Annotated in this window: 2 rRNA genes (1 of these 2 cut by a window edge); both read right to left on the bottom strand. The window is 54.5% G+C overall.

The annotated features are described in order from the left end of the window. Positions 1 to 203 precede the first annotated feature (203 nt). A 5S ribosomal RNA gene (gene rrf, locus OVA07_RS01490) occupies positions 204 to 318 on the bottom strand. Positions 319 to 444: 126 nt separating this feature from the next. Further along, positions 445 to 2,500 (bottom strand): 23S ribosomal RNA (locus tag OVA07_RS01495); it runs 739 nt beyond the window's last position.

Here is a 2,500-nt window from a genome sequence, read left to right on the forward strand (position 1 = left end):
GGTTATGAGCCTGACGAGCTACCGGGCTGCTCCACCCCGCGCCGGGGTATCGTTGCCTTGCGCTGCTACGCCCCTTTGGGAGGCGGCCCCTTTAAGGGACGACACAAGGCACGACGCCCTGCCATGCCTCCCTTCGCCCTTGGGCGAGGATCGTCATGACAAGGATGTGTGAATGGGTTTTTATGACATGCACCGGCTACAATGCCTGGCGACGACCTACTCTTCCAACGCTTGAGCGTTAGTACCATTGGCGCTGTCCGGTTTCACGGCCGAGTTCGAGATGGGATCGGGTGGGGCACGGACGCTATGGCCACCAGGCAATGAAGCTGGTGCATGTTTTAATCGATGCGTTTCTTACAGATATCTGGCTGGAACCGTCCGTCCAATGCCAGCATCCCTCACGAGATATTCCCGTGCGCAGAGCTGTCATTGATGGTGGGACTCTTCAAGCATGAACAGAGTTATTAGGACCGGTTAGCTTCATGCGTTACCGCACTTCCACACCCGGCCTATCAACGTGGTGGTCTACCACGACTCGATGATACCTTATCTTGAGGGAGGCTTCCCGCTTAGATGCTTTCAGCGGTTATCCCGTCCATGCATAGCTACCCTGCTGCGCTCCTGGCGGAACGACAGGTACACCAGAGGCATGTTCATCCCGGTCCTCTCGTACTAGGGACAACTCCTCTCAAGTATCGACGCCCACGGCAGATAGGGACCAAACTGTCTCGCGACGTTCTGAACCCAGCTCACGTACCACTTTAATTGGCGAACAGCCAAACCCTTGGGACCTGCTCCAGCCCCAGGATGTGATGAGCCGACATCGAGGTGCCAAACGATTCCGTCGATATGAGCTCTTGGGAATCATCAGCCTGTTATCCCCGGCGTACCTTTTATCCGTTGAGCGATGGCCCTTCCACGAGGGACCACCGGATCACTATGACCGACTTTCGTCTCTGCTCGATTCGTCAATCTCGCAGTCAGGCAGGCTTATGCCATTGCACTCTAACAGCCGGTTTCCAACCGGCCTGAGCCTACCATCGCGCGCCTCCGTTACTCTTTAGGAGGCGACCGCCCCAGTCAAACTACCCGCCATAGAGGGTCCCCGAACCGGATAACGGTCCTGGGTTAGACATCAGAAAACAACAGGGTGGTATTTCACCTATGGCTCCACATCAGCTGGCGCCGATGCTTCAAAGCCTCCCACCTATGCTACACAATTCTTTCCTAATGCCACTCTAAAGCTGCAGTAAAGGTGCACGGGGTCTTTCCGTCTAACCGCGGGTACTCCGCATCTTCACGGAGAATTCAATTTCGCTGAGCATATCCTGGAGACAGTGGGGAAGTCGTTACGCCATTCGTGCAGGTCGGAACTTACCCGACAAGGAATTTCGCTACCTTAGGACCGTTATAGTTACGGCCGCCGTTTACCGGGGCTTCAATTCGGAGCTTGCACTCCTCCTCTTAACCTTCCGGCACCGGGCAGGCGTCAGACCCTATACGTCGTCTTGAAGCCGACTTAGCAGAGTCCTGTGTTTTTGCTAAACAGTCGCTACCCCCTGGCCTGTGCCCCCAACCAATGCTTGCGCATAAGTTGGGCCTCCTTCTTCCGAAGGTACGGAGGCAATTTGCCGAGTTCCTTCAGGATACTTCTCTCAAGCGCCTTGGTATACTCTACCTGACCACCTGTGTCGGTTTCGGGTACGGTCTATTCGGAGAGGCTATTTCCTGGAACCACTTCGAAGCCACTTCAATCCAATAAGAAGTGACAACTCACGTGATCCGTCACACATCTCCAGGCCCACGAATATTAACGTGGTTCCCATCGACTACCCCCTTCGGGCTCGTCTTAGGGGCCGGCTCACCCTGCTCAGATTAGCTTTAAGCAGGAACCCTTGGTCTTTCGGCGAGAGGGCATCTCACCCTCTTTGTCGCTACTCATGTCAGCATTCGCACTTCCGATACCTCCACGACCCATTACCAGATCGCTTCTCAGGCCTACGGAACGCTCCGCTACCGCATGCTCGTAAACGAGCACACCCTAAGCTTCGGTGCATCACTTTAGCCCCGTTACATCTTCGCCGCAGGAACCCTTATTTAGACCAGTGAGCTGTTACGCTTTCTTTAAAGGATGGCTGCTTCTAAGCCAACCTCCTGGTTGTTTTGGGATTCCCACATGCTTTCCCACTTAGTGATGACTTGGGGACCTTAGCTGTAGGTTAGGGCTGTTTCCCTTTTGACGACGGACCTTAGCACCCGCCGTCTGTCTGCCGGATAAGTCTCGTTGGTATTCGGAGTTTGGTTAGAATTGGTAGATCTCGCGACCCCCGCATCCATCCAGTGCTCTACCCCCAACGGCATACATCCGACGCTCTACCTCAATAGATTTCGCGGAGAACCAGCTATTTCCCGGTTTGATTGGCCTTTCACCCCTAAACACAACTCATCCGAGAATTTTTCAACATTCAACGGTTCGGCCCTCCAGTGCATGTTACTGCAC

The organism is Novosphingobium sp. SL115 (genome assembly GCF_026672515.1).
Classification (GTDB): Bacteria; Pseudomonadota; Alphaproteobacteria; order Sphingomonadales; family Sphingomonadaceae; genus Novosphingobium.